The organism is Streptomyces sp. NPDC002795 (assembly GCF_042888725.1).
Taxonomy (GTDB): Bacteria; Actinomycetota; Actinomycetes; order Streptomycetales; family Streptomycetaceae; genus Streptomyces.
The window spans coordinates 435,215-454,364 of sequence record NZ_JBIAQB010000004.1 but is presented as its reverse complement, the minus strand read 5'-3'; the positions used below and the strand labels follow the sequence as shown (position 1 = coordinate 454,364).

At 72.3% G+C, this 19,150-nt stretch carries 20 protein-coding genes; 6 read left to right on the top strand and 14 right to left on the bottom strand.

Going from position 1 to position 19,150, the window contains the following annotated elements:
- Positions 1 to 54 precede the first annotated feature (54 nt).
- A complete protein-coding gene (locus ACFYWS_RS15160) occupies positions 55 to 744 on the bottom strand; it encodes an ABC transporter ATP-binding protein (protein ID WP_389275199.1) in 690 nt (229 codons plus the stop codon).
- Positions 741 to 1,814: an ABC transporter permease gene (locus ACFYWS_RS15155; RefSeq protein WP_389275196.1), complete on the bottom strand. Its 1,074-nt coding sequence runs from the start codon at positions 1,812 to 1,814 to the stop codon at positions 741 to 743. The genes ACFYWS_RS15160 and ACFYWS_RS15155 overlap by 4 nt, the downstream gene beginning before the upstream one ends.
- Before the next feature lie 136 nt (positions 1,815 to 1,950).
- On the opposite strand from ACFYWS_RS15155, the gene ACFYWS_RS15150 reads away from it, so the two are divergent.
- Together ACFYWS_RS15150 and ACFYWS_RS15145 are read left to right on the top strand one after the other, a co-directional pair.
- On the top strand, positions 1,951 to 3,135 hold the full coding sequence (locus ACFYWS_RS15150; protein ID WP_389275193.1) for a sensor histidine kinase: 1,185 nt from the start codon (positions 1,951 to 1,953) through the stop codon (positions 3,133 to 3,135).
- Between the two features lie 659 nt (positions 3,136 to 3,794).
- Positions 3,795 to 4,418: a response regulator gene (locus ACFYWS_RS15145; RefSeq protein ID WP_389275190.1), complete on the top strand. Its 624-nt coding sequence runs from the start codon at positions 3,795 to 3,797 to the stop codon at positions 4,416 to 4,418.
- Positions 4,419 to 4,428: 10 nt separating this feature from the next.
- Here ACFYWS_RS15145 and ACFYWS_RS15140 read toward each other — a convergent pair whose 3' ends face one another.
- Positions 4,429 to 4,932, bottom strand: coding sequence for a universal stress protein (locus ACFYWS_RS15140; RefSeq protein ID WP_389275187.1), 504 nt, complete (start codon positions 4,930 to 4,932; stop codon positions 4,429 to 4,431).
- Between the two features lie 112 nt (positions 4,933 to 5,044).
- Between ACFYWS_RS15140 and ACFYWS_RS15135 the strand changes: the two genes are divergently transcribed.
- Positions 5,045 to 6,514, top strand: coding sequence for a PLP-dependent aminotransferase family protein (locus ACFYWS_RS15135; RefSeq protein WP_389275184.1), 1,470 nt, complete (start codon positions 5,045 to 5,047; stop codon positions 6,512 to 6,514).
- Between the two features lie 72 nt (positions 6,515 to 6,586).
- Here ACFYWS_RS15135 and ACFYWS_RS15130 read toward each other — a convergent pair whose 3' ends face one another.
- Positions 6,587 to 6,904, bottom strand: coding sequence for a DUF5955 family protein (locus ACFYWS_RS15130; RefSeq protein WP_389275181.1), 318 nt, complete (start codon positions 6,902 to 6,904; stop codon positions 6,587 to 6,589).
- 233 nt (positions 6,905 to 7,137) lie between these two features.
- Between ACFYWS_RS15130 and ACFYWS_RS15125 the strand changes: the two genes are divergently transcribed.
- Together ACFYWS_RS15125 and aceB are read left to right on the top strand one after the other, a co-directional pair.
- A complete protein-coding gene (locus ACFYWS_RS15125) occupies positions 7,138 to 7,740 on the top strand; it encodes an NTP transferase domain-containing protein (protein ID WP_389275178.1) in 603 nt (200 codons plus the stop codon).
- Positions 7,741 to 7,941: 201 nt separating this feature from the next.
- Positions 7,942 to 9,564 (top strand): malate synthase A, encoded by a 1,623-nt coding sequence (aceB, locus tag ACFYWS_RS15120; RefSeq protein ID WP_389275176.1) that lies wholly within the window; start codon positions 7,942 to 7,944, stop codon positions 9,562 to 9,564.
- Positions 9,565 to 9,621: 57 nt separating this feature from the next.
- Here the strand turns inward: aceB and ACFYWS_RS15115 are convergent, their stop codons facing one another.
- The 10 genes from ACFYWS_RS15115 to ACFYWS_RS15070 form a co-directional block, all read right to left on the bottom strand.
- Entirely contained in the window at positions 9,622 to 10,356 is a 735-nt protein-coding gene (locus ACFYWS_RS15115; protein ID WP_389275173.1) for a DUF899 family protein, read from the bottom strand.
- Complete coding sequence (locus ACFYWS_RS15110) at positions 10,353 to 10,691, bottom strand: ArsR/SmtB family transcription factor (protein ID WP_389275170.1); 339 nt, start codon at positions 10,689 to 10,691, stop codon at positions 10,353 to 10,355. Before ACFYWS_RS15110 ends, ACFYWS_RS15115 begins: the two co-directional genes overlap by 4 nt.
- On the bottom strand, positions 10,688 to 11,170 hold the full coding sequence (locus ACFYWS_RS15105) for an ATPase (RefSeq protein ID WP_389275167.1): 483 nt from the start codon (positions 11,168 to 11,170) through the stop codon (positions 10,688 to 10,690). The genes ACFYWS_RS15110 and ACFYWS_RS15105 overlap by 4 nt, the downstream gene beginning before the upstream one ends.
- Before the next feature lie 99 nt (positions 11,171 to 11,269).
- Positions 11,270 to 12,184: a HipA family kinase gene (locus ACFYWS_RS15100; RefSeq protein WP_389275707.1), complete on the bottom strand. Its 915-nt coding sequence runs from the start codon at positions 12,182 to 12,184 to the stop codon at positions 11,270 to 11,272.
- A gap of 30 nt (positions 12,185 to 12,214) precedes the next feature.
- Positions 12,215 to 12,793: an ATP/GTP-binding protein gene (locus ACFYWS_RS15095; RefSeq protein WP_389275164.1), complete on the bottom strand. Its 579-nt coding sequence runs from the start codon at positions 12,791 to 12,793 to the stop codon at positions 12,215 to 12,217.
- Positions 12,774 to 13,181, bottom strand: a complete 408-nt coding sequence (locus ACFYWS_RS15090) for a DUF742 domain-containing protein (protein WP_389275704.1) — start codon at positions 13,179 to 13,181, stop codon at positions 12,774 to 12,776. The genes ACFYWS_RS15095 and ACFYWS_RS15090 overlap by 20 nt, the downstream gene beginning before the upstream one ends.
- A gap of 20 nt (positions 13,182 to 13,201) precedes the next feature.
- Positions 13,202 to 13,642: a roadblock/LC7 domain-containing protein gene (locus ACFYWS_RS15085; protein ID WP_389275161.1), complete on the bottom strand. Its 441-nt coding sequence runs from the start codon at positions 13,640 to 13,642 to the stop codon at positions 13,202 to 13,204.
- Complete coding sequence (locus ACFYWS_RS15080) at positions 13,639 to 16,065, bottom strand: nitrate- and nitrite sensing domain-containing protein (protein ID WP_389275158.1); 2,427 nt, start codon at positions 16,063 to 16,065, stop codon at positions 13,639 to 13,641. The genes ACFYWS_RS15085 and ACFYWS_RS15080 overlap by 4 nt, the downstream gene beginning before the upstream one ends.
- A gap of 82 nt (positions 16,066 to 16,147) precedes the next feature.
- Positions 16,148 to 16,930, bottom strand: coding sequence for an MHYT domain-containing protein (locus tag ACFYWS_RS15075; RefSeq protein ID WP_389275155.1), 783 nt, complete (start codon positions 16,928 to 16,930; stop codon positions 16,148 to 16,150).
- A 257-nt stretch (positions 16,931 to 17,187) separates the two neighbouring features.
- Positions 17,188 to 17,832, bottom strand: a complete 645-nt coding sequence (locus tag ACFYWS_RS15070) for a winged helix-turn-helix transcriptional regulator (protein ID WP_389275152.1) — start codon at positions 17,830 to 17,832, stop codon at positions 17,188 to 17,190.
- A gap of 106 nt (positions 17,833 to 17,938) precedes the next feature.
- On the opposite strand from ACFYWS_RS15070, the gene ACFYWS_RS15065 reads away from it, so the two are divergent.
- A complete protein-coding gene (locus tag ACFYWS_RS15065) occupies positions 17,939 to 19,147 on the top strand; it encodes a pyridoxal phosphate-dependent aminotransferase (RefSeq protein WP_389275149.1) in 1,209 nt (402 codons plus the stop codon).
- The last annotated feature ends 3 nt before the right edge of the window (positions 19,148 to 19,150 follow it).

Sequence of the window (19,150 nt, the reverse complement as noted above, 5' to 3'; positions counted from 1 at the left end):
CTCGGGGCTCCGCCCCGGACCCCGCGCCTCAAGCGCCGGCGGGGCTTGATCTGCTCAGCCGCCGCCGAAATTGACCGGCGCGACGATCGCGCCGTCTCGCATCTCGTGGATCTCGTCCGCCACCGTCAGGTGGGCCTTGTCGTGGGTTACGAGCACGGTTGCCGTGCTGCGCTCTCTCGTCAGCTTGCGGAGCAGGTCCAGTACCGCCGCGCCGCGTTCGTGGTCCAGTGCGCTCGTGGGTTCGTCGACCAGGAGGACGCGGGGCTCGTTGACCAGGGCCCTCGCGATGTTCACGCGTTGACGCTGGCCGCCCGAGAGTTGGTGGGGGCGGCGGTGGGACTGGGCGGACAGGCCGACCGCGTCGAGCAACTCGCGTGCCCTGTCGCGTACTTCCCGTGGTTTGCGGCCCTCCAGGTGGGCCATCACCTGGAGTTGTTCCAGCGCGGTCAGCGACGGCAGCAGGTTCGGCTGCTGGAAGACGATGCCGATCGCGCGGCGGCGCAGTTCCGCCGATTCCGTGCGGGTCAGGGTCGTGGCCTCGGTTCCGTCGACGACCACGCGGCCGCTGTCGGGGGTGACGAGCGTCGCCGCCACCGCCAGGAGGCTGGACTTGCCGGAGCCGGACGGGCCCACCACGGCCGTGAGGCCGCCGGCCGGGACCCGGAGGCCGACCCGGTCGAGGGCCGTGAGGCGGCCGTCCCCGTCGGCGTAGGTCAGGGTGATGTCGTCGAGCAGCAGGGTCATCGGGCGCTCCCGAGTGCGGTGAGGGGGTCGACGGAGGTGATCCGCCGGATGGAGAGGGCGGCGCCCGCGAGGCCGAGGACCGTCATGACGGCGGCCGGGCCGAGCGCGGTCAGCGGGTCGAGGACGAAGGGCACCGTGTCCGGGACGAAGGCCCCGACGAGGGTGGCGAGGCCGGTGCCGATCGCCGTGCCGGCGACCAGCATCAGGACCGCCTGGCCGAGCGCGTCCCGCAGGAGGTAGCGGGTCGAGGAGCCGAGGGCCTTCAGGACGGCGATGTCCGCGCTGCGCTGGATCGTCCAGACCGTGAAGAAGGCGCCGACGACGAGCGCCGAGATGGCGAAGAGGAAGCCGCGCATCAGCTGTAGCGAGCCGTTCTCGGCCTGGTAGGACCCTATGGCGGACAGGGCGCCGTCGATGGTGGTCGTGTCCGTGCCCGCGGTTTTGTCGGCCGCCTTGAGGTCGGCGCCTGCTCCCGTGCGCAGTGCGATCACCGTCGCGCGTTCGCCGGTCCCGCCTGTGGGCGTGGTGTGCTGCCAGTCGTCGAGGTGTGTCCAGACGACCGGGGTGTGGCTGTACGAGGCGTCGCCGGAGACCGCCGCGACCGTGAGGCGCGTGCCGCCGAGGGTGAGCTTGTCGCCCGTGGCGGCTCCCAGTTCCTTCGCCGCCTTGGTGGAGAGGACCGCCGTGCCGGGCGCCGTCGCGTCCGGTGCGAGGCCTGAGTCCTGGCGGACGCCGAACGCGGAGACCGCCGCGGTCTGGCGGCCCGCCTCGGCGTTCACCGTGCCGATGCCGATCGGCTCCGCGCTCTCGACGCCCTTCTGCGCCGCGAGCTCGCGCCACTGCTCGGGGCGGACCGTGGACGCCGTGAACGACACCGACTGGCCGTCGGCGGGCCGGGCGAAGGCGAGGTGGTCGGCGGGCAGCCCGGTGAGCGCCGACGTATTGTCCCGCGCGAGCCCCGCCGTCAGTCCCGACAGCAGTCCCACGAGCAGCGTGATCAGTACGATCACGGTCCCCATCAGGGCGAACCTGCCTCTGGCGAACCGTAGATCTCTCCATGCAACGAACATGCGGCCAAGCCTGCGGCTGCGGGGCCCTCGCGGGCATCGCGCCACAGCACGCTTCACCCGAATCGAAGGAGGGACCCGCCTTTCAAACTTTCGGTTGACCGGTTCCGTCCCCCGGCTTCGTACGCTGGTGAGCGGTATGGATCCACGTTCGCTCACCCCCGCGCTGCGCGCGCTGCGCCTCTGTCTGCATCTGCTGACGGCGGGCCTGCTCGCGCTCGTCGTCGTACGGGCCCTCACCGGCCACTCCGCGGAGCCGGTCGCGGCGGTGGTGACGGTGGCCGGGGCGATGGGCGCCGTCTACGGGGCGGGCGCCGTGCTGCCGGTCGTACGGTCCACGCGTGCGGGCGCCGCGTGGTGGCTCGCCGCACTGGGTGCCGTATGGGCGCTGCTGCTCGTGCTCTCGCCGGACGGGCTGTGGCTGGCGTTCCCGCTGTACTTCCTGCTGCTGCATCTGCTGCCCGCGCGCTGGGGCGTCCCCGCGGTGGCGCTCGCGGCGGGCGCGGCCATCTGCTCGTACGTCAGTCATGACGGGGCGGTGAATCCGGGGGCGTTCATAGGGCCGCTGCTCGGTGCGGCCGTCGCCGTGGCGACCGTGCTCGGCTACCAGACGCTGTACCGGGAGAGCGAGCGCAAGCAGCAGCTGATCGAGGAGCTGGTCGCCACCCGCGCGGAACTCGCGGCGGCGGAGCGCGCGGGCGGCACCCTCGCCGAGCGGGAGCGGCTGGCCCGGGAGATCCACGACACGCTGGCGCAGGGCCTGTCCTCGATCCAGCTGCTGCTGGTCGCGGCCGGGCGCGAACTGCCCGCCGGCTCCCCCGCCGCCGGGCACGTCGAGCAGGCCAGGGCCACGGCGCAGGGCAACCTCGCGGAGGCCCGCCGCTTTGTGCGCGCCCTCGCCCCGCCGGACCTGGACGTCGGCTCGCTCGCCGGGGCGCTCGACCGGCTGTGCGCCACGGCGCCGGGCCTCACCGCCCGTTTCTCGGTGAGCGGCACCCCGCTCGAACTCCCCACGCCGTACGAGGTGGCGCTGTTGCGCATCGCCCAGTCGGCGCTCGCCAACACGGTGCGGCACGCGCGGGCGCGCCGCGTGGAGATCACCCTCAGCTTCATGGAGACCTCGGTGGCCCTGGACGTGGTGGACGACGGCGAAGGCTTCGACCCGGACCGGGCGCCGGACGGCGGCGACGGCGGCTTCGGGCTCGTCGCGATGCGCTCGCGCGTGAGCGAACTCGGCGGCACGTTCACCGTGGAGTCGGAACCGGGCCACGGCGGCACGGCCGTCGCGGTGACGCTGCCACTGCCCGCCGGGGGTGCGGCATGATCCGGCGCGGCGGGCCACGGCCCCTGTTCCGACTCGGCGCCACCACCGCCGTGCACTCGACACCGGGCGGCGACACACCCGTCGCCGTACGGACACCGCTGCCCGCCGGAGGCGCCGCATGATCGGGCCACGGGCGTTCCGCATCGGCTCCACCGCCGTCTACTCGACACCAGGCGGCGACACACCCACCGCCGTACGCACGCCGCTGCCCGCCGGAGGTGCCGCATGATCGGGCCACGGGCGTTCCGCATCAGCGCCACCGCCCCGCGCTCGACAACGAGCCGCGACACACCCATCGCCGTACGCACGCCGCTGCCGCCCGGAGGCGCCGCATGATCCGGCGCGGCGGGCCACGGGCCCCATTCCGCAACGGCGCCACCGCCGCCGTCTACTCGACACCAGGCGGCGACACACCCACCGCCGTACGCACACCGCTGCCCGCCGGAGGCGCCGCATGATCGGGCCACGGGCGCTCCGCAACGGCACCACCGCCGCGCGCTCGAAACCGAGCCGCGACACACCCACCGCCGTACGCACACCACTGCCCGCCGGAGGCGCCGCATGATCGGGCCACGGGCGCTCCGCATCGGCACCACCGCCCCGCGCTCGACACCGAGCCGCATCGCCGTACGGACACCACTGCCCGCCGGAGGCGCCGCATGATTCGGTTGCTGCTTGCCGATGACCATCCCGTCGTACGCGCCGGGCTGCGGGCCGTGCTCGACGCGGAGGCGGACTTCGTGATCGTCGCGGAGGCCTCGACGGCCGAGCGGGCGGTGGAGCTGGCGGGGGACGTGGACGTCGTCCTCATGGACCTGCAGTTCGGGGCGGGGACGATGCACGGCGCCGAGGCCACCGCGCGGATCGCCGCCCTGGACGGCGGGCCGCGCGTTCTCGTCCTCACCACGTACGACACCGAGGCGGACATCCTCGCGGCCGTGGAGGCGGGGGCCTCCGGCTATCTGCTGAAGGACGCGCCGCCGGAGGAGCTCGCGGCGGCCGTCCGCACCGCGGCGTCCGGGCGGTCCGCACTCGCGCCCGCCGTCGCCGACCGGCTGATGGACCGGATGCGGGCGCCCGCGGAGGCGCTGAGCCGGCGCGAGCTGGAGGTGCTGCGGCACGTGCGCGACGGCCTCTCCAACGCGGAGATCGCCCGCGAGCTGTTCCTGAGCCAGGCCACGGTCAAGTCCCACCTCGTGCACATCTACGCGAAGCTGGGAGTCGACTCGCGTACGTCGGCGGTCGCGCGGGCGACGCGGGACGGGCTGCTGCGGCGCCGCTAGCGGACGTCCATCAGCGCGTCACCTCGAAGTCCGCCGCCCGTACCCGCCGCAGCGCCCGCAGCTCCGCCCGTTGCAGCGGCCGCACCGGCACCGTGAGCACCGGGCACAGCGCGTGCCGCCGTACGTGGCGGTGGGCGGCGCGGCGCAGGCTTCGTGGACGTACGCCGACGATCAGCAGGTCGTCGGGGCGCGCCGCGAGTTCGACCAGGGCGGGTCCTGGGCGGGAGCGCACCGCGCGGAGCGTCACGTCGAGGTCGCGCGGCAGTCCGCCGAGCGCCTCGTCGAACGCCGCCGCCAGCCGGGCGCGGGCCTCCTCGTACCAGTGCCGGGCCCACGCCGCGTCCGGCCACCGCCGGTACATGGCCTCCCCCTCCGGCGGCTCCCACGCGAGCACCGCCACCAGGGCCCTGCCGGACCGCCGGGCCTCGTCGACCGCCGAGCGCAACGCGGCCAGGCTCGCCGGTGAACCGCCGACCCCGACCACCACGCGACCACCGAACCGCTCGCCGTCCATGACACTCCTCCTCGTGCACGCAACGCGGCCGCCTCCAGGCCACCCCTCATCGACCGCGCCCACTCTGTACGCTGATTGGCCTGGACAGCAGGGCCAATCACGGAGTTGTGGCATGGATGACAGGGCGGTGGTCCGCAGCGTGGTCGGCGGCAGGCGCCTCGGCGCGCTCGTGACCGGTGTGGCCGGGGAGCGCCCCGGCTACCGCGCGCTCGCGCAGGGCGTGCGGACGCTGCTGCTCGACGGGCGGATCGCGCTGCACACGCGGCTGCCCGCGGAGCGCGAGCTCGCGGCCTCGCTCGGGGTCAGCAGGGCCACCGTCACGGCCGCGTACGACCTGCTCCGCGAGAGCGGGTACGCGCGCAGCAGGCGCGGCTCCGGGACGTGGACCGAGCTGCCCGAGGGCGCACGCCCGACGGTCGTGGCGACGCCCGCCGCGGGGGACGACGTGATCGATCTGGCGGTCGCCGCGCCCGGGTTCCTGGAGGACGAGCTGTCGGCCGCGTACGCCGCCGCGGCCCCGGACGTCGCCCGGCACGCGGTGACCAACGGCTACCACCCCTACGGCCTGCCGGAGCTGCGCGCCCAGATCGCCGATCGGTACACGCGGCGCGGGCTGCCCACGCTGCCCGAGCAGATCCTGGTCACGACGGGCGCCCAGCAGGCCGTGTCACTCACCCTCACGCTGCTCGGCAGGCCCGGCGACCGGATCCTGGTGGAGAACCCTTCGTACGCCAACGCCCTGTCGGTGATCCGGCAGTTGGGGATGCGCACCGCGCCGGTGCCGGTCACCGAGGACGGCTGGGACGTGGACCTGATCGGCGCGACGCTGCGGCAGTCGGCGCCCCGGCTCGCGTATCTGATCCCCGATTTCCAGAACCCGACGGGGCGGCTCATGCCGAGCGAGCAGCGGCGGCAGATCATCGCCGCCGCGCGGGCGACCGGCACCTGGCTGGTCATCGACGAGACGATCGCGGACATCGCGCTCGACGGGGCGACGGAGCCGCCGTTCGCCTCCCTGGCCCCGCCCGGCGGGGGCGAACAGATCGTCACCGTCGGCTCGTTGAGCAAGGGGCACTGGAGCGGGCTCCGGGTCGGCTGGGTGCGTGCGGGCACCCGCCTGATCACCGAGCTGACGACGCTGCGGGTCACCGCGGACATGTCGGGCTCGGTCCTCGACCAGTTGGTGGCGGGCCGGTTGCTGATGCGCGAGGAGAGCATTCTGCGCGGCCGGATCCCGGTGCTGCGCGAGCGCCGCGACCGGCTCGCCGAGGCGCTCGGCCGCGAGTTCCCGGACTGGCGCTGGCAGTTGCCGCCCGGCGGGCTCTCCCTGTGGGTGGATCTGGGGCGGCCGATCGCCTCCGCGCTCGGGCGGGCGGCGCTGCGCCGCGGGGTGCGGATCGAGGGCGGGTCGCGGTTCGGCGCGGACCCCGGCACGTTCGAGCACCGGCTGCGCGTCCCGTACGTCCAGCCGGTCGAGGTCGCGGAGGAGGCGGTGCGGCGGATCGCGGCGTCCATCGACGACGCGGTCGGCGGGCTCGGCGGGGCGGGCGAGGAGCCGGGGCGGCCGCACTGGGTGGCGTAGGGCTCTTTGTGGGGCTCCTCGGAAAACGAAGGGGGCCGCACCGAGCGGTGCGGCCCCGACCTCGCGCGAACCTCAGCCCTGCGAGGGCGGCCCTCCGAACAGTTCCACCGCTCCCCTGACCTGGGTCAGCGCCCCGGACAGCGCGCTCACCGAGCCGACCGCCCCCGCCACGAGCAACAGCGAGCGGCGCAGCCTCGGTACCTCGGGCCTGCCGCCGCCGGCCATCGCGTCCAGCGCCGCGAGCTCGTCCTCGGCGATGCCCCGGTCGGGAAACTCGACCGGGTGCGCGGCGAGTTCCCGGCGCAGCCGGGACACGGCGGTTCGCAACTCGTCCACCCGCGGGTCCACGTCGCTCCCGGTCACAAGCCTCTGCTCCACGCTCCGCAACACAGTTTCTCCCCCTCGCACGTCCTTGTGCGTGTGTTGTCCTGCTGTTGTCCTGCTCAGGTACTTCTTGATTCCTACTACCGCGTAACCCGGCCGGAGCGTCGGTCGGGCGTCCAACTCGGGTTTGTGGCCGCCCAGTTAACGCCACACGCAAGCGTTTCGCCAGTCCGTTGCGCAAGGCAACTGTGAAATTCCGAACGACTTCGATCGCGCCTTGCGTGCGGTATGCAGGGAGCATGACGACGAAGAGCACAGGCGCGGTGGCAGGGCTGCTGCTCGCCGCGGGTGGCGGCCGGCGGCTCGGCGGCCGGCCCAAGGCACTCCTTGAGCACCGCGGGCGTCCGCTCGTGGAGCACGCGGTACGGATCTTGCGCGCGGGGGGATGCGACCGGGTGCACGTGGTACTCGGGGCGGCGGCCGGCGACGTACGGGAGCGGGCCGTGCTGGAGGGGTGCCAGGTGACCGAGAATCCGGACTGGGAGGAGGGCATGGGGTCCTCGCTGCGGGCGGGGCTCGAAGCGCTCGCGGACACGGAGGCGGACGCCGCGCTCGTACTCCTGGTGGACCAGCCGGGGATCGGCGCGGCGGCGGTGGCGCGGGTGCTCGCGGCGTACGGCTCCCCCGCCTCGCTCGCGGCGGCCGCGTACGGCGGGGAGCGCGGGCATCCGGTGCTGTTCGGCCGGGACCACTGGGCGGGGATCGCGGCGAGCGCGAGCGGCGACCGCGGGGCGCGCGCGTACCTCAAGGAGCGTGCGGGGGTGCTGGAGCTCGTGGAGTGCGGGGACATCGCCGAGGCGTACGACATCGACACGGCAGCGGATCTCAAGCACCTTGAGTAACAGTGCGTGGCACGCGGAGCCACGTTCTGTCGACTCTGAGAATCTCGACGTCAACAAACCATTGAACTTCCACAATGAGGAAACTAATATCCACTGTTGAGAAGGGCCGGTCCCCCAAAGCGGGGCCAGCAGCCATACCCAGGCGGCCCCGGCACCCAGTGCCGCAGGGGCCGTTCGCTCGCTGAAGGAAGTGACAGCCACATGTCCGCACCAGCGCCGTCCCCGCTGGCCATCGTCGACGCCGAGACCCTGCCCGGACAGGGCGAGGTGCTCACCGAAGCGGCCCTCGCCTTCGTGGCCGAGCTGCACCGCCTTTTCACGCCCCGGCGTGACGAGCTGCTCGCCCGCCGCACGGAGCGCCGCGCCGAGATCGCCCGCACCTCCACGCTCGACTTCCTCCCGGAGACCGCCGCCGTCCGCGCGGACGACACCTGGAAGGTCGCCGAGGCCCCGGCCGCCCTGAACGACCGCCGCGTCGAGATCACCGGGCCGACCGACCGCAAGATGACGATCAACGCGCTCAACTCCGGCGCGAAGATCTGGCTCGCCGACTTCGAGGACGCCTCCGCCCCGACGTGGGAGAACGTCATCGGCGGCCAGCTCAACCTCACCAACGCCTACAACCGCGCCATCGACTTCACGGATGAGCGCTCCGGCAAGTCGTACGCGCTGAAGTCCGCCGACGAGCTCGCCACGGTCGTCATGCGCCCGCGCGGCTGGCACCTGAACGAGCGTCACCTCGTGGACGAGAACGGCAAGGCCGTCCCCGGCGCGCTCGTCGACTTCGGCCTCTACTTCTTCCACAACGCGAAGAAGCTGATCGAGCTCGGCAAGGGCCCGTACTTCTACCTCCCGAAGACGGAGTCGCACCTGGAGGCCCGCCTCTGGAACGAGATCTTCGTCTTCGCGCAGGACTACGTCGGAATTCCCCAGGGCACCGTGCGCGCCACCGTCCTGATCGAGACGATCACGGCCGCGTACGAGATGGAGGAGATCCTCTACGAGCTCCGGGACCACGCCTCCGGCCTGAACGCGGGGCGCTGGGACTACCTCTTCTCCATCGTCAAGAACTTCCGTGACGGCGGCCAGAAGTTCGTCCTCCCTGACCGCAACCTGGTCACGATGACGGCCCCCTTCATGCGGGCGTACACCGAACTCCTCGTCCGCACCTGCCACAAGCGCGGCGCGCACGCCATCGGCGGCATGGCGGCCTTCATCCCGTCGCGGCGCGACGCCGAGGTCAACAAGGTGGCCTTCGCGAAGGTCCGCGACGACAAGGACCGCGAGGCCGGCGACGGCTTCGACGGCTCCTGGGTCGCGCACCCGGACCTGGTGCCGATCGCCATGGAGTCCTTCGACAAGGTGCTCGGCACCAACCCGAACCAGAAGTCCCGCCTGCGCGAGGACGTCTCGGTCGCGGCCGGTGACCTGATCGCCATCGACTCCCTCGACGCGAAGCCCACCTACGACGGCCTGGTCAACGCCGTCCAGGTCGGCATCCGTTACATCGAGGCGTGGCTGCGCGGCCTCGGCGCCGTCGCGATCTTCAACCTCATGGAGGACGCGGCCACCGCGGAGATCTCCCGCTCCCAGATCTGGCAGTGGATCAACGCGGGCGTCGTCCTCGACAACGGTGAGACCGTCACCGCCGAACTGGCCCGCAAGGTCGCCTCCGAGGAACTGGCCAACATCAAGGCCGAGGTCGGCGAGGAGGCCTTCACGGCCGGCAAGTGGCAGCAGGCCCACGACCTCCTCCTCCAGGTCTCCCTGGACGCGGACTACGCGGACTTCCTGACGCTGCCTGCGTACGAGCAGCTCGGCTGACGCCCGCGCGGTGAGCGGGGCCCGGCGCCAGGGGTGGCGCCGGGCCCCGCTCCGTATTCAGCCCAGGTCGTCGCTGTGGCCCGCCGCGAGGCGCGGCCAGTGCGGGATGGGCCGGCCGTTGGAGCGCAGCCGGATGTCCTCGGCCGGTTCGCCCTGGCCCTGCGGCCAGCCCGCCGGGGAGTCCTCCCACAGCTCCTGGCGGCCGTAGGCCGTGAGGTCCATCAGCCGGTAGCTGTTGTCCATCTGCTCGACGCCGCGCAGCGTGGTCCACCAGGTCTCGAAGACCCGGTCGCCGTCCCGCAGATAGCTCACCAGGTGCATCATGCCGACGTGGCGGCCGACCAGGAGTCGGTCCAGGGACGGGAGCGCCGAGTACCACGGCATGTCCCAGCCCATGAAGTCCCGGTAGCGCCTGCTCTCGTCGTACGGGCCCTGGCACAGCACCGCGTACGTGATGTCGCGCGAGTGCAGGTACGACAGCTCCGCGACCTGGCTCGCGCACCAGGTGCAGCCCTCGCACTGCTCGGCGGCCGAGTGGCCCTCGTGCCACATGAAGTAGTACGCGAGGAGCTGGCGGCGGCCCTCGAATGCGTCGAGCAGCGTGAGCGGCCCTTCGGGTCCGGTCAGCTCCAGGCCTCCGTCCACCTCCACCATGGGCAGCCGCCGCCGGGCGGCGGCGATCGCGTCGCCCTCGCGGGTGTGGGCCTTCTCGCGTACCCGCAGCTTGTCGATCTCCGCCTCGAAGGCGGCCCGGTCGGTCACCGGCGGCAGCGCCGGGGCGCGGTCGGTCATGACTCCTTCTCCCTTCGTGCGTCCGGCCCTTCGGCCAGTTCCTTGATGCGCAGCAGGCGGGTCTCCCAGGAGCGGCCGATCCGGTCGAGCTCGCGGGCGAGCGCGCCGAGCCGGGCGCCGACGGCGATGTGGACCACCTCGCGGCCGCGCTGCTCGGACTCGACGAGCCCGACCTCGCGCAGCACTTCAAGGTGTTTGCCGATGGCCTGCCGGCTCACGGGCAGCTCGCGGGCCAGCGCGGACGCCGACATGGGGCCCTGCCCGAGCCGGGTGAGTATCTCCCAGCGGGTCGCGTCGCCGAGCGCGGCACACACGACGGGGGCCGCGGCGCTCACGCTCGGGCCTCGACGAACGCCTTCGCCGCGGCGAGTTCGGCGAGCCAGCCCTTGTCGTTGCCCTCGCGCTCCTTCAGCCACACGGCCGGGTCGTCGGCGAGGCCCGAGAAGCCGCTCTCGACGACGCGCAGGGTCACGCCGCCCTCCGCGCGTTCGTCGATCCAGAACTCGACGAGCGTCGAGCCCGTCGACTCGCCCCGGGACGGGGTGCCGATCCAGCGGAAGGCGGCGTAGCGGGGCTTGTCGAGCTCGACGGTGCGGAACCGGAACTCGCCCAGCGAGGCGTGCCGCACGACGGCGACCTCCCCCTCGTACCGGATGTCGGGTTCGGCCTCGACGGCCCCGTCGTTGATGTACCAGCCGGGGCGTACGACCAGCTCCCAGACCCGCTCGGCGGGGGCGTCGATGTCGATGCGGCGGGCGATGCGGTCGAGCTCCGCGAGCTCGGCCTCGGTGTGGGTGGCGTGTGCGTCGGACATGGGGTCCTCCCTACGACTCATCCTGCAACTCAAGGGTTGCACATGGCGACGCAACCCGCAACGGAAAGGTTGCAAGTGAGGTGCGTGGCCGCCGGGCGGTCACCCCACGTGGCCGGACCAGTCCTGCTCCGCCGGGGGCTTCCCGTGCAGGTCGGGGACGCGCTTCAGCCAGGCGGGGCGGCCCCGCTCCGTCGCCGCCGCGCGCTGCGCGTCCGCCGCCGCCAGCTCGTCGCGGGACGGGAAGTCCGTGGGCAGCCAGGAGGCGGAGGAGCGGGCGCGGGCCAGGAGGTACGTGACGTAGGCGTCGCGCGCCTCGTCCGGTGTGGCGAAGTCCGTGAGCCAGGCGTCCGGGACCAGGGCGAGGATCTCGCGCAGCAGGTCCTCGGTAACCTTGGGCGCGAGTTCCGCGTCGGCCGCGCGCGTGTCGGGGCCGTAGCCGCCGAGCGCGTGGTGCCGGAAGTCGTAGGACTTCGCCGGGTCCGCGCCGTCCCAGCGGTGGTGGAAGACGAGCGCCGCGCCGTGGTCGATGAGCCAGAGCTTCGGCTCGACGATGCCGAGGGTGGGCCAGACCATGAGGTTCGAACTGTGCACCGTACGGTCCACGTTGACGGTGAGCGCGTCGAGCCAGACGATGCGGCCCGCCTCCAGCGGGTCGACGGGGAAGGACTCCGCGATCTCCGGTGTGAAGTCCACCGCGCCCGGCAGGAAGTCCATCCCGAGGTTGAGACCCGCGCTCACCTCGAGGAGTTCCTTGACCTCCTGGTGCGGCTCGTCGGCGCCGAGCGCCGGGTCGAAGTGCGCGAGCACCAACTCCGGGAAGCGCAACCCGAACGCGCGCGCCAACTCGCCCACGACGATCTCCGCGACAAGCGCCTTCACGCCCTGCGCGGACCCGGTGAACTTGAGCACGTACGTGCCCAGGTCGTCCGCCTCGACGACACCGGGGACGGAGCCGCCGGTGCGCAGCGGGTTCACATAGCGGGTCGCGGTGATTTCTCTGAGCCTGGGCACCAGGTCAGGCTAGTACGGAGCGGTCGGGACCGGTCACGCGTCCCGGCGCAGCACCTGCTCCAGGAGCGAGATCAGCGTCTCCTTGCCTGACTCCCGGTCGCGGGCGTCGCACAGCAGCACGGTGGTGTCCGGGCCGAGGTCGAGGGCGCGGGAGACCGCTTCCGAGGAGTGGGACCGTATGCCGTCGAAGCAGTTCACGGCGACGATGAACGGGATGTCGCGGCTCTCGAAGTAGTCGACCGCGGGGAAGCAGTCGGCGAGCCTGCGGGTGTCCGCGAGGACGACCGCGCCGAGGCAGCCCGTCGCCAGCTCGTCCCACAGGAACCAGAACCGGTCCTGGCCCGGCGTGCCGAACAGATACAGCGCGAGGTTCTCGCGCAGCGTGATGCGGCCGAAGTCCATGGCCACGGTCGTCGTCGACTTGGTGGTGACGCCGTCGAGATGGTCCACACCGCGCGAGGCGACCGTGAGGTCCTCCTCGGTGCGCAGCGGGCGGATCTCGCTGACCGACTCCACCATCGTGGTCTTTCCGGCTCCGAAACCGCCCGCGATCAGCACCTTCAGGGCCGTGAAGTCGGCGCGGGCGGTCGGGTCAGAGTGCGCGAAGGCCATTGATCACTTCTCGGAGGAGGTGGGTGTCGGGGCGGGCGTAGGCGGCGGGTTCACCCGTGGCGGGATCGGGCGCGGAGGTGTCCGGCGGCGTGATCGCGACGAGGGACTTCGCGGCCAGATCGCCGAGCAGGACGCGTACGACGCCCAGCGGGAGGCCGGAGTCGGAGGCCAGGTCGGCGAGGGGGCGCGGGCCGCGCAGGCACAGGGCGAGCAGCTCGCGCTGTTCGGGCGGCAGTGGCCCGTCCGGCCTGGTGTGGGCGGGGCGGACGATGGCCATGAGGTCCATGCGTTCCGCTCCGTTGCCGGTGCGGGCGCGGCCGGAGGTCATGGCGTAGAGCCGGACCAGGGGCCCGGCGTCCTCGTCGTAGCGGTCGGACCAGGCGTCCATGCGGTCGGGGGGCTGTGACGTCACGCGATATCGCCGTCCGAGCGGGTCGCTACGCCGAGGTGTTCGCGCACGCGGTCCACGAGCAGCGCCATCTCGTACGCGACGAGGCCGATGTCGGCGTGTCCGTCGGTGAACACGGCGAGGCAGGAGCCCTCGCCGGCGGCGACCACGAACAGGAAGCCGCCTTCGAGTTCGACCATCGTCTGGACGACGCCGCCCGCGTCGAAGTGGCGGCCCGCGCCCTTGGCGAGGGAGTGGAAGCCGGAGGCGATCGCGCAGAAGCGTTCCGACTCGTCGCGGCCGAGGCCGGTGGAGGCGCCGACGCAGAGGCCGTCGCCGGAGAGCATGACCACGTAGCGGACTTCGAGGACGCGGGCGGCCAGTTCGTCGAGGAGCCAGTCGATGCCCATGCGGTGGTCGTGCTCGCCGCCCAGGCCGGTGACGTTGTACGTCGGGGTCATCGGTGTCCTCCGTCGTTCGGTTCGCGGGCGGCGCGGGCGCGTCTGCGGCCCGAGCTCAGCGAGGTCATGGTGGCGCGGGCGGCCTCCGGGGAACGGGTGCCGGTGCCGTCCGCGTTGCCCTGTGCGGGTGCGGCGTCCCGCAACTCCGGGCTGATGCTGGCCTGCCGTACGCGCCGGGGCAGATCTTCCGCGCCGGGGTCGGCGTCCTGGTTGCGGGTGCGCTGCACCGGGGTCTCCGCGGTACCGGGGTCGACGCCTTCCGCATCGGGCACGCCGCGCCGGGGTGCCGCCTTGCCCACCCTGCCGCCCAAGGCGGCAGATTGCCCAAGGCGGGCGGGCTGCACGTCAGCCCCCTCCGGCAACTGCCCACGGCGGGTGGGCAAATCAAGCCCCTCCGGCGATTGAGGAGCGGGGTCCGGGGCGGAGCCCCGGGGCGTGGTGCGGTCGACCCGGGCCGTCGGGGTGGCAGTTCTCTGCGGGAGGGGCGTCTCCGGCGGCGTCGGGGACGGGCGCAACCCCGGGTGGGGCGCCTCCAGGAGGTTCTGCGGGATGAAGACGACCGCGGTGATGCCCCCGTAGATGGAGCGCCGCAACGTGACATCAAGACGCTGCCGCTCCGCAAGCCGATTGACCACGAAGAGCCCGAGCTTGCGGGAATCGAGCAGGTCGATGTCACTGGCCGTGATGCGCGCGTTGGCATCGGCCAGCGCCTCGTCGCTCATACCGAGCCCCCGGTCCTCGATCTCCAGACAGGCCCCCGCCCCGACCGGTTCACCGCGGACCACCACAGGCGTGTGCGGCGGCGAGAACGCCGAGGCGTTCTCGGCGAGTTCGGCGACGAGGTGGACCACATCGGCGACGGCCGAACCCGCGAGGAGAAGGTCGGGGATGTCGTGGAGCTGGACCCGGTCGAAGTCGGGCGTCTCGGCGAGGCCCGCGCGCACGGCGTCGATCAGCGGCACCGGATTGCGCCAGGCACGGCCCGGGGCCGAACCGGAGAGGATGAGCAGCGACTCGGCGTGCCGGCGCATGCGCGTCGTCAAGTGGTCGATGCGGAACAGGTCTTCGAGGTCGGTGGGGTCCTCCGTGCGGCGCTCCATCGCGTCGAGGAGGTCGAGCTGGCGGTGCAGCAGCACCTGGCTGCGGCGGGCCAGCGACACGTACACACCGGAGACACCCGTGAGGACCGCGGCCCGGTCCGCGACCGCGCGCAGCGCCGCGCGCTGCACGGTGGTGAGGGCCGCGCCGACCTGCCCGACCTCGTCGCTGTGCGGCGTCTCGTCGAGCGGTGCCTCCTTGTCGAGGTCGACGTCCTCGCCGTTGTGGATGCGCCGCATGGAGGCGGGCAGCCGGTTCGCCGCCATGTCGAGCGCGGCGTTGCGAAGGCCCGTGAGGTCGGCGACGAGGCCGCGCCCGATCCGTACGGACAGGAGCAGCGACACGATGACACCGAGCAGGCCGAGGACGACGGCGATGCCGGAACTGCCCAGAGAGGAGAGGGAGTACGGTTCGGCGCCCGCGGCCTCGTCGATCGCGCGCGACTCGGCCTTGTCCAGGGCGGTCAGGGTGGTGTGCGCGTCCGACTGCCAGCGCTTGGCGGGCACCGCGTCCACGGCGTGCTTGGCGCCTGCGGCGAGGACCATGTCCTGCACGTGGTTCAGGTCCTTGGCGCCCTCGGTGCCGAGCGCGGCGCGGAACGCGGCGGCGTCGCGGTCCGGCAGGTCGGGCAGCGCGGCCTCGGTGAGGCTGCGCTGCACCGCCACGTCGCCCACGAAGTCGCGGTACTGGACGGGCGCCATGCCTCCTTCGGCCGCGTGCGCGGCGCCGAGCAGCGCATCCTGGCGGCTCAACGCGTCGCGGGCGCGGGCGAGTTGGAGCAGCGTGCGGGCTGTGCCGCTGTCGGCCGCGGCGAGTCCGGCCCGTACGGACAGGGCGCGCTGGACCGCGGTGTCGTATCCGCCGATGGCCTCCGTGCCGCCCTGGGCCCCGGCCTTCTGGCGCGGCCCTGACAGCGAGTCGGCGCTGAACTTGAACTGCTGGATGCGCTCGGGCAGCGACGCGTCGAGGTCGGCGAGGTCGGTGCTGATGGAGCGCAGGCCCGCGTTGAGCGTGCCGACCGCCTTGTCGGTGCGGGACGTCGCCTCGGTGAAGTCCTGCCGGGTCGTGGCGTCGTGGGCGGCGCGGTACTTCATGGCGGCCGAGCGCTCGTCCTGCACGGCGACGGTGAACCGTGAGATCGGCGTGACGAGCGCCGAGTTCACCTCCTTCAGCTGCTCCTTGTCGGATATCTGGGACGCCGTGGTCACCGCGGCGTGGCCCCACAGCGCCATCACGGAGACGACGGGGACCGTGAGCAGGGTGACGACCTTGGCTCTGATCGATTTGGAGCGCAGCCGTTCGGGCAGCGGAAAGCGCGCGGGCATGGGGACAGCTCCTCGGCCGGGCCTGAGTGGTGTGGGGAGGTGTGGGGAGGTGTTGTGAGGTGTCGCGAGGTGGGAAACGCGCCTACGCGGCCGGCAGTTCGACCTCGTGCAGCGGACGGGCCGCGGCCACGCTCCGCGCGCGCTCGTCGGCCGTCGGCGACAGCGCGACGAACGCGCAGGTGAGGAAGAGGAACGAGCCGAGCACGACGGCCAGCGGCAGGATGAAGGCGGTCGCGGTGGCGCCGGACAGCGGCGCGGTCCCCGGGTGCACGCCGACCTTCACGGCGGCCATTCCGGTGTAGTGCATGCTGCTCACCGCGAGGCCCATCACGAGGGCGGCTACGGCGGCGGCCACGGGGCCGCGCACGGACAGCGCGGCCCACAGCGCGGCGGACGCGGCGACGACGGCGATCACCACGGAGACGGCCACGAGCGCGGGGTCGTAGGACAGGGACCCGTTGAGCCGCACCGCCGTCATGCCGATGTAGTGCATCGCGGCGACGCCGAGCCCGGTGCCGAGTCCGCCGAGCACGACGGAGAGGGCGCGGGAGGTGCCGTATCCGGCGACGAAGATGCCGGCGCCGACCACCAGGATGGCCACGAGCAGGCTCAGGAGGGTGCGGGGGATGTCGTAGCGGATCGCGGTGCCGTCGACGGCGTAGCCGAGCATGGCGATGAAGTGCATCGTCCAGATCCCGGCGCCGATCGCGACGGACGCGGTCAACAGCCAGTTCCGCTTGGATCTCTGCCCCGCGGCCTGGGCGCGTGCGGTGCAGCGCAGGCCCAGAGCGGATCCCACGACAGCCATCACGTACGACAGGAGCGGAGTGATCCAGCCGCCTGTCATGTGGTGCATGTGCCCCATATTCGCTACGGGTCCCTCTCACTCTTCACATCGGCCCCCCGGTCGACCGGGACGCTAACACGCAGGTGGGGGCTTGATCGGAGGCGGAATTGGCGCGATTTGACGGGGCTGACGGACGGTCGGGCCCGAGTTCATGGGGCCTTCACACATGAGTGCGGCGTGTGACCGTGGATGATGTTGCGACTCTTGTCACGCCGCGCCTCGGGACGGTCCGGACATTGCCGTCGTTCCTCGCGGGGCGCCTATGTGCAGAGGTTTCAGGAGGTGGCGTCGCGCAGCGCCTTCGCCAGCGCGCCCTCCCCTGTCACGGTCACGCGTCCGCCGCGCACCGCCTCGGCCAGACCGACCGCCCCTCGGGCGACCTCGCCGCACACTTCCTCCCCGAGCGTCAGCCGCGCGTCCGGCTCCCCGTCCGGGTACACGCCGTCCCCATATACGGGCGCCCCGCCCACCCGTACGTGGAAGACCCCCTCGTCGACCCGGACCTCCACGGTGCCCGGCACACCTTCCTCGACCAGTCCCTCCAACTGTCGCGACAACGGCAGCGCCAGCCAGTGCGCCCGCACCGCGTCGGTGGGCCGCCGCTCGGCGAGGCCCGGCGCACCCCACTCGCCGAGCGCCTGAAGCACGGGCAGCAATCCGCGCCCCCGCTCGGTGAGTTCGTAAACGTACGCCGAAGCGGGCGCGGGGAGCCGGCGGCGCTCGGCGAGGCCGTCCCGCTCCATGTCCTTGAGCCGCGTGGCCAGCATGTCCGTGCTGACACCCGGCAAGTCGGTGTGCAGATCGGTGTAGCGGCGCGGCCCGGCGAGGAGTTCGCGCGCGATCAGGAGCGTCCAGCGGTCCCCGACGACGTCGAGCGCGCGGGCGACGGCGCAGTACTGGTCGTAGCTTCGGCGTGGCATGGCGCGCAGTCTATGCAACTTGTTGGACTTTCCAAGCGACCACTTGGTAAAACCAAGCAACAACGGTTCAGCACAGTGGCACCTGGTCCGCCTGGAGGGCAAGCGCATGGAGTTCCGGCAGTCGAGCAAGCTGAGCGAAGTCTGTTACGAGATCCGCGGCCCGGTGATCGAGCACGCCGACGCGCTGGAAGAGGCGGGCCACAGCGTGCTGCGCCTGAACACCGGCAACCCGGCGCTGTTCGGCTTCGAGGCGCCGGAGGAGATCGTCCAGGACATGATCCGGATGCTCCCGCAGGCGCACGGTTACACGGACTCGCGCGGCATCCTCTCCGCCCGCCGCGCCGTCGCCCAGCGCTACCAGGCGCTCGGCCTGGACGTCGGGGTCGACGACGTCTTCCTCGGCAACGGCGTGTCCGAACTGGTCTCGATGGCGATCCAGGCGCTCCTGGAGGACGGCGACGAAGTCCTCATCCCGGCCCCGGACTTCCCGCTGTGGACCGCGGTCACCACGCTCGCCGGCGGCAGGGCCGTCCACTATCTCTGCGACGAGCAGTCGGACTGGTACCCGGACCTCGCCGACATGGAGTCGAAGATCACCGACCGCACGAAGGCGGTCGTCATCATCAACCCGAACAACCCGACCGGCGCGGTCTATCCGAAGGAGATCATCGAGGGCATCCTCGATCTCGCCCGCCGGCACGGCCTGATGGTGTTCGCCGACGAGATCTACGACCAGATCCTCTACGACGACGCTGTGCACCACACCGCCGCAACGCTCGCCCCCGACCTCGTCGTCCTCACCTTCTCCGGCCTGTCGAAGACGTACCGCGTGGCCGGGTTCCGCTCCGGCTGGATGGTGGTCACGGGCCCGCGGCAGCACGCGAGGAACTACCTGGAGGGCCTGACCATGCTGGCCTCCATGCGCCTGTGCCCGAACGCGCCCGCCCAGTACGCCATCCAGGCCGCGCTCGGCGGCCGCCAGTCGATCCGCGAACTCACCGCGCCCGGCGGCCGACTGCTCGAACAACGCGACAAGGCCTGGGAGAAGCTGAACGAGATCCCCGGCGTCAGCTGCGTGAAGCCCAAGGGCGCGCTGTACGCCTTCCCCCGCATCGACCCCAAGGTGCACAAAATCGTCGACGACGAGAAGTTCGTCCTCGACCTGCTGCTGCGCGAGAAGATCCAGGTCGTCCAGGGCACCGGCTTCAACTGGCCGCACCCGGACCACTTCCGCATCCTCACGCTCCCGCACGCCGACGACCTCGATGCCGCGATCAGCCGGATCGGGCGCTTCCTGAGCGGATACCGTCAGTGACGT